This is a genomic window from Paenibacillus sp. RC73 (genome assembly GCF_044908085.1).
GTDB lineage: Bacteria > Bacillota > Bacilli > Paenibacillales > Paenibacillaceae > Paenibacillus > Paenibacillus terrae_A.
The window spans coordinates 88,458-95,411 of record NZ_JBIYCV010000015.1 but is presented as its reverse complement, the minus strand read 5'-3'; the positions used below and the strand labels follow the sequence as shown (position 1 = coordinate 95,411).

General features: G+C 46.8%; 8 protein-coding genes and 1 rRNA gene. 8 read left to right on the top strand and 1 reads right to left on the bottom strand.

Going from position 1 to position 6,954, the window contains the following annotated elements:
- Positions 1-92, top strand: a 5S ribosomal RNA gene (gene rrf, locus ABH897_RS24925); the annotation flags it as partial.
- 230 nt (positions 93-322) lie between these two features.
- Entirely contained in the window at positions 323-742 is a 420-nt protein-coding gene (locus tag ABH897_RS24920; protein ID WP_283654036.1) for a hypothetical protein, read from the top strand.
- Positions 743-1,081: 339 nt separating this feature from the next.
- Here the strand turns inward: ABH897_RS24920 and ABH897_RS24915 are convergent, their stop codons facing one another.
- Positions 1,082-1,606 (bottom strand): hypothetical protein, encoded by a 525-nt coding sequence (locus tag ABH897_RS24915; protein WP_283654037.1) that lies wholly within the window; start codon positions 1,604-1,606, stop codon positions 1,082-1,084.
- Positions 1,607-2,010: 404 nt separating this feature from the next.
- Here ABH897_RS24915 and ABH897_RS24910 point away from each other — a divergent pair, with 404 nt between their 5' ends.
- The 6 genes from ABH897_RS24910 (at position 2,011) to holB (ending at position 6,871) form a co-directional block, all read left to right on the top strand.
- Positions 2,011-2,196 carry a sigma factor G inhibitor Gin gene (locus tag ABH897_RS24910; protein WP_283654038.1) on the top strand — a complete coding sequence of 62 codons (186 nt, stop codon included), beginning with the start codon at positions 2,011-2,013 and terminating at the stop codon, positions 2,194-2,196.
- Between the two features lie 145 nt (positions 2,197-2,341).
- On the top strand, positions 2,342-3,925 hold the full coding sequence (locus ABH897_RS24905; protein ID WP_404592847.1) for an aminotransferase class I/II-fold pyridoxal phosphate-dependent enzyme: 1,584 nt from the start codon (positions 2,342-2,344) through the stop codon (positions 3,923-3,925).
- 102 nt (positions 3,926-4,027) lie between these two features.
- A complete protein-coding gene (tmk, locus tag ABH897_RS24900; protein WP_404592846.1) occupies positions 4,028-4,675 on the top strand; it encodes a dTMP kinase in 648 nt (215 codons plus the stop codon).
- Between the two features lie 74 nt (positions 4,676-4,749).
- Positions 4,750-5,079: a cyclic-di-AMP receptor gene (locus ABH897_RS24895; protein WP_007427998.1), complete on the top strand. Its 330-nt coding sequence runs from the start codon at positions 4,750-4,752 to the stop codon at positions 5,077-5,079.
- A gap of 201 nt (positions 5,080-5,280) precedes the next feature.
- The gene (locus ABH897_RS24890; protein WP_404521360.1) at positions 5,281-5,724 is read left to right on the top strand and encodes a YaaR family protein; all 444 of its coding nucleotides are present in this window, start codon (positions 5,281-5,283) and stop codon (positions 5,722-5,724) included.
- A 151-nt stretch (positions 5,725-5,875) separates the two neighbouring features.
- Positions 5,876-6,871, top strand: coding sequence for a DNA polymerase III subunit delta' (gene holB, locus ABH897_RS24885; protein WP_404521358.1), 996 nt, complete (start codon positions 5,876-5,878; stop codon positions 6,869-6,871).
- Positions 6,872-6,954 lie beyond the last annotated feature (83 nt).

Here is a 6,954-nt window from a genome sequence, read left to right as displayed (position 1 = left end):
CACACGTACCCATCCCGAACACGACCGTTAAGCCCTCCAGCGCCGATGGTACTTGGACCGCAGGGTCCTGGGAGAGTAGGACGTCGCCAAGCAAAAGAAAGAAGGACCATGATCTCCTTGAGATTGTGGTTCTTTTTTTGCGTACGTATATTTTAGAAATGCTCTTACAAAAGGAAGGTAACATTTTTGTTACGGAATGTTATTGGAAACCCGGTATAATATAGGTACTGAATCCCATATACACACGCTGCGTTCTTGCAGAATTATGCAAATTCTTGAATTGGGTTTGTATAGTGAATCAAGCTGGTAAGGAGGGAAGATCATGCGGCGAAATAAATGGCTTGCTCTATTGGTGCTATTCAGTGTCGCTGTCGCGATCCTTACCGGGTGCGGGACAGAGGAGCCTTCTTGGACATCGTTTGAGGGTGCAGCGAACGAAAAAACGTTTCCTGTCCCTAAAGAAGCGAGTAAAACTGATCGGGCTAGCAGTAACTCAGACATGGACTATGTACGCTATGCATTACCGGCTTTGAAGGAAAGTGATAGCTTGCCTGCTCCCTATCTGGAGGAAATTGCAGCCTGGGGCTGGACGGAAGAACCGAATCTATCAACTTTTAATCAAAAAGTATTCCTGAAAAATAAACTTATGGTGCACTTGTCTGTGCATGATGGTTCTTTTACTGTATTGGTCCCGAAGGATGGTAAAGCTGCTGCGAAAAGCAAAAGTGTAGATCTTAATTAGTAATTCGCGGTTCTCGACCTGGATACAGGGGGCTACGGACATAGGGCTGCTTTAGGTAAGTCACAAGCGACCTCGAATGTAGCAGATAAGATGCTGTGTATAATGAACGATAAAGCTTGATATAAGGAAGCACTCAAAACTGCTGTTAAGTAGATGGGGCTTCCTTTTTTATATTGATTGGTATATTAGAGTGTTAAAGATGGTAGTGTGGAATGGTGAGGGAAATAAAAAGGAACAACCTTATAGGGCTGCTCCTTTTTTAATATGCGGTTCTAGCTCATGGGAGATATGCCAGATCAGGTATAAGCTTCTATCTATATGGATAGATGAATGGCTAGTCTACTGCTGATAATATGAGGCATCTTCATCGGTGAACTTCAACATGCCATCTTTCCTTTCGCCTGTAAGACGGCTCAGGATGTATAGGCGCGGTGCAATAAGCCACAGATGCCAAAAGAGCAAGGATACAGTAAAGGCTGGCGGAGACCAGAGAATGAATACAGCGGACAAGCAGATGCCGATCCATAGCGTATGTATATGCACACGGCGAAAGAGGCCGTAGCCTATGTACTGGTCTGTCATATAACCCAGCCAAGGCAGCTTGCGGTGAAATGCCCAGCGCTTGCGGAAGGATGTTTTGCTTATGAACAGTACAGATCGGGAGATCACGAAGTGTACCCATAAGGTCAGGAAGAAAGCTAGAGCAAACAAAAACAGGCTAGTCCATGAAAAGGCAAGAAGCAGGAAAAGAAGCATAATAACAGGCAACGAGATGTGACTCCATATCAGCTGACGCGGAATACTGATTTTTTTAATGAGCTTGTAGTGATAGTAGGTAGCTTTGGTTCCGGTTTCCTCTGTCATGCAAACAGTCCTTTCATTAATCTACTGCATCACAAATGGCTTCTCGACCGCCCACAGCCGGAAAAAGGGACGGTGCTGCGCTCATGCGGCTCTGACAAGCACTAAATTGCTTGGGTAAGGCTATAGAATGATCGGCTTCTAGTGTGAGCCAACCTATTCTATAATTACAGGGAAAAGCTATTACGAATGAAGTATGAAACGGCTCCAATGAAAGGGCATCCATATGTAGGAGCTTTTCTTATTATATCGGCATAGAAGGCTGTTTTTTAAACATGTCGGTACAAACACCATAAGGGCTCACATGGAATATATATAGAGTATATCGTCGAGCTGGGCTATGAAAAGGTTTAAAATAGTAGAAAGTGCCCCATACTAATAGTAAAAGAAACAAGGGTGGGATGGATATGCATGATCAAGGCGGCCACCGCTGCATTATATGCGGACAACACAAGCATGAAGGCATCTATATCGTTTCCGAGTTTATCTGCGATGCGTGTGAAGCTGAAATGGTACGCACGGATGCGACAGACGCCAAATATCATTTTTTTATTGATCAACTAAAGCAAATTTGGGTACAGAAAAATGCATAATATCCTTTGTCAGCAAGTCTTTAAAGGGTTAGTATTCCAAGGCCTGTCGGTACGGGCTTTTTTTTCTGTGAGTAAAAGTAGGATTCCGCTTGATTTTACGATAAAATAGGGAAGATATAAAGCTTTGTTTCGGAAGGATTGCAGAATGATGGGGAAAAAGGCTTCACACGCACCATTAATGGAAGCTCTATTACGTTACCGGGCTCAAAGCAATGCTTCTTATCATGTGCCTGGCCACAAAAATGGACAAGTATATGAAAATGAAGATATTGCATCTCTCTTGAAAGAAGTAATGTCTATTGATGCGACCGAAATTACCGGACTGGACGATTTGCATCACCCTGAGGATGTGATCCGTGAGGGTCAGGAGCTGGCGGCGATGTGCTTTGGTGCAGAGGAAAGCTTTTGGCTGATTGGAGGAAGTACAGTCGGTAATTTGGCAATGATTTTGACCGTGTGTACGGAACCAGGGGATTTACTGCTAGTACAGAGAAATGTACACAAGTCAGTCCTGAATGGTCTTATGCTGTCCGGGGCTGCTGCGGTGTTCTTGGAGCCGGAAATAGATACGGCCAGCGGGCTTGCGGTTGCTCCGTCGCCGGATACGATACAGACCGCATTAAAAGCCTATCCTTCCGCCAAAGGCGTACTGCTTACGATGCCTAACTACTACGGGATGGGACATAACCTGACAGCGACGGCCAAGGCTTGTCATGCGGCCCATGTGCCTCTGTTGGTGGATGAGGCGCATGGTGCCCATTACGGGCTGCATCCCCGTTTGCCGGCTTCTGCTTTGTCCTGTGGGGCTGATGTGGTCGTCCAGTCAACACATAAGATGCTACCAGCCATGACTATGGGGGCCATGCTACACGTGCAGGGAGGACGGATCAATCGGGAGCTACTTCGTCAGCGGCTGGCAATGGTACAAAGCTCCAGCCCTTCGTACCCGCTCATGGCTTCGCTTGATTTGGCAAGGCGGCATATTGCGGTTCATGGGGCGAATGCTTTTACGGAAGGCTTGGCGGCAGCAGATGCTTTTAGAAAAGCTCTGAAGCAGCTTCCACGCTTTCGTCTCGTAGAGCCTATTCAGCAAGCGCCTCAGGGGAATGAAGCCCAAGGGGGCATTACAGAGCGCTTGGAGAGGGATGGGGAGAACGCGGGCGGATATTCGACCCATGACCCTTTTAAAATGGTGCTGTACGATGCATTTGGTGTACTGGATGGCTTTGACTTAAAGCATGGGTTGGAAGCGTATGGCTGTATTCCGGAGATGAGTGACGAAAAACATGTTGTTTTATTGTTTACGTTAGGCTCCACGATTAAAGATGCTAATCACCTGTTGCAGGCTCTTGTGCATATAAATGATGATATACGGTTTAAGGAGACGGCTGGTGGGCCGGGTTCTATGCAGAAGGAGCAACGCGGACCAGATTTAGATTTTTCCACGTGGAACAATGATGGTGCGATGGTTTATTCTAGTCCGGTGCAGTTTGGGCTTCAACCGGTTAAACCGGATCAGATGGAGGTAGTAGCTGTTGAGGACTCTGCGGGCAGGGTGGCTGCGGAAATGATTATCCCGTATCCTCCAGGTATTCCACTGTTATACGCAGGAGAAACAATCACGGAATCAATAGCTAAACGAATGAGACGTCTCTGTGAGCTGGGAGCCAAATGGCAAGGGGCAGCAGATGATAGGTTGCTTACAATTCGGGTATTCCGTTTAAAATAAAGATTAGATGTTGGAGACTTAACCAATAAAGAAGACTGAATAAAAGAAGCATACGAGCCTGTAGGTGACTCTTATTTTTCAGGCTGGAAAGCAGGGAATGGCATGAATCGCAAAGGAATTTTTATTACGCTGGAGGGGGGAGACGGCTCCGGTAAAACAACGATGATCCAACGGCTGGCCAAGTTTATGGAGGAAGAAGGCTATCCAGTTATTACGACGAGAGAACCGGGTGGTATCGAAATTTCGGAAAAGATCCGCTCTATCATTTTGGACCCTGCCCATACAAGTATGGATGCCCGGACAGAAGCGCTTCTATATGCGGCAGCCCGGCGTCAGCATCTGGTGGAGAAGGTAAAGCCAGCTATTGAAGAGGGAGCTATCGTATTATGTGATCGTTTTGTGGATAGCAGCTTGGTCTATCAAGGGTTTGCGAGAGGGATCGGGATGGAGGAAGTGGCTTCGATTAATCGTTTTGCGGTGGATGATTGGGAGCCGGATGCTACATTTTATCTGGATATCGAACCTGAATTGGGATTGGCCAGAATTCATGCGTCCCGTGGAGAGGGAATGGATCGCCTCGATATGGAGAGTATATCTTTTCACCATAAAGTACGAGAGGCGTACCTGGAGCTGGCCCGCAAATTTCCGGAGCGAATTACGATTGTGGATGCATCTCCCGCAACGGAGAAGGTAGAGCAAGTATTGAAGGATTTGCTGAAAAAGCGGTTTATTCAAAACTTTAGCATGTAATTGTCGAAGGATATACGGTAAAATTGAGCTAGGGACTAGCTTGTTCCTAATATGGCTTGAAGGAGGAATACAGGATGAAGCTGATTATTGCGATTGTGCAGGATAAGGATAGTAACAGATTATCCAGCGGACTGGTGAAAGCTAATTTCCGTGCTACCAAATTGGCGAGTACAGGCGGATTTTTGCGAGCAGGGAATACGACATTTATGATCGGTGTCGATGACAATCAGGTGGACTCGTTGATGAATGTCATTCGCAGCAGTTGCAAGGTACGTGAACAGCTAGTCACACCCGTTACCCCTATGAGCGGTACGACTGACTCCTATCTGCCTTTGCCTGTTGAAGTACAGGTGGGCGGAGCGACGGTGTTCGTGATGCCTGTAGACCGTTTTGAGCACTTCTGAATCTACACAAAAGGACCTATTCTGCCGATATGATAGGGGAATTACTTGTTTCTTGCCCGTATCATGGGAATAAGGAACAGATCCACTATAACGGTAGCGCCAAGGCGCAGTCCCTGGAAAGCCGCTATGTTCCCCCAGTTCTATGTTGAGCTGTTCATTAAAAGGGATAAGCGGAAGTATTCGGGGGGAAAGCAGGTTTATATGAAAATAAATCCGGGCTATCGCCCTTTACAGAGTACGTTGTCTACAAATGAAATGAATACGAAGCCGATCCAGCCCAAGAGCTTTTCCGATGTTATGCAGCAAAATGGGGAGCGGGCTTCGCATGAGGAACTGAACCGTCGCTTCAAAGAAATTCAGATGCAGGGAGACCGTCTGGCACGCTCGATGACGATTCGTGAGCTGAAGGCTTATAAGATGCTGGTTAAACGGTTCCTGGAGGATACGGTTCGGCGCGGTGTGTCTATGAAGGACACAAAGGGCTGGGATCGCCGGGGACGCAGCAAGCGGTATAAGCTGATTGATGAAGTAGATGAGCTGTTGCTCAAGATGGCAGATGATCTGCTCGAAACCGAGCAAGGCAAAATTGAGCTTTTGCAAGGAGTCGGTGAAATTAGAGGGCTGCTTATTAATCTCTCGTTTTAAATGTAGACTTCTGCCATAAACGAATACAAACGGGCTGTCGCCACGAAGGAATAATCTGCTTGCTGCTGATGCTGGCAGATTATTTTTGACTATATTCATGTAGGTGACAGTTGGGAATATGGAAAATTAGCAGCAGAATAGGTGAGGAAATATGTCTTTCCAAAAGATAATGGGTCAGGATATAGCTAAAAAAATGCTGCAAAGCGCACTTCGGAATGAGGCGGTCAACCATGCCTATGTATTTAGCGGGTCGTCGGGAAGCGGACAGATGAAGATGGCGCAGACCTTTGCCAAAGCATTATTTTGTGAGCGAATGACGGATGATGCATGTGGCGAATGTCTGTCCTGTCGTAAGGTAGAGCATGGCAATCACCCGGATCTGTTTATCGTAGAGCCGGATGGAGCTACGATTAAAATTGACCAGATTCGCGGACTTCAGCGCATATTCTCTTACAAATCGGAAAGCTCCAATCCGAAGGTATATATTATCCAGCAGGCGGATACCATGACAGTGCAAGCTGCAAACAGCCTGCTTAAGTTTCTGGAGGAGCCTCAGGTTCCAGTGGTGGGTATACTCATTTCGGAAAATGGACAGGCATTGCTGCCTACGATCCAATCACGGACGCAGCAGGTCCCTTTTCATGCTTTGCAGCCTGAAGTGATGATGCAGGCCTTAATCGGGGAAGGATATACGGCAGGACTTGTCCGGTCGGCGGTTCACATTGCCTCGGGACTGGAATCATGTAGAGAAATTCTCCAGCAGAATTGGTTTGCAGAAATTAGAAACGTAGTGTTACAATTAGTGAAGGAGTCCATGAGCCGGGGAAGTTCGTCCATTATTCTCGCTCAACAGAAGATTTTTAAAACTGGACTTTCTGAACACCTGGATATTCTGTTTCATCTGTTTCATTTGTGGTTCAAGGATATGCTTCATTTCCGTTACGGAAGGCACGAAAGCATTGTTTTCATAGATCATTTGGAGTCCGTCTCCAAATTGGCAATCACCCGCAGCACGGAACAATGGGTCTCTTATATGGATTTGGCCGCGAATTGCAGGAAGAAGCTCCGTTTTCACGTCAATGGTCAATTGTGTGTAGAGCAGCTTCTGATTGGGTTGTCCGATACAAGCGGTTCCATCACCGGCTAACAGGAAGGCGCGCTTGTTCCACTCTGCACAATCCGCGACGCCAGGTTCCCGGTTTGTGCGACAGTGAGACTTCAATTGCGGCC